The sequence below is a fragment of the Isoptericola croceus genome (genome assembly GCF_029382255.1).
Taxonomy (GTDB): Bacteria; Actinomycetota; Actinomycetes; order Actinomycetales; family Cellulomonadaceae; genus Isoptericola; species Isoptericola croceus.
Map to the genome: position 1 here is coordinate 1 of NZ_JARLLG010000528.1, position 254 is coordinate 254.

Here is a 254-nt window from a genome sequence, read left to right on the forward strand (position 1 = left end):
CAGGGCTGACATAATAAGGTTTAGGCCACGCAAGAACTCTTGGGCATGGTGCCGGAAACCACCCAGGAAGAACTGAGAGAAGCTACCAAATCTGCCGTCTCTGCTGCACAGGAATGGCGCAAGACGACCGTCTTGGCCCGTCAGAGAATCATGATGGATTTGCAGTACTTGATCCGCCAGAACCAGGAGCGCATTGCTGAAAATATTGTCCAAGAACAGGGCAAGACATTCGCTGATGCCAAGGGTGATGTTTT

The 254-nt window shown here is 51.2% G+C and carries 1 protein-coding gene; it reads left to right on the plus strand.

The genetic code is table 11. The features are described 5' to 3' along the window. Positions 1–45: 45 nt before the first annotated feature. A partial coding sequence (locus tag PZC42_RS25015) for an aldehyde dehydrogenase family protein (RefSeq protein WP_277214345.1) occupies positions 46–254 on the plus strand: 209 nt, incomplete at its 3' end.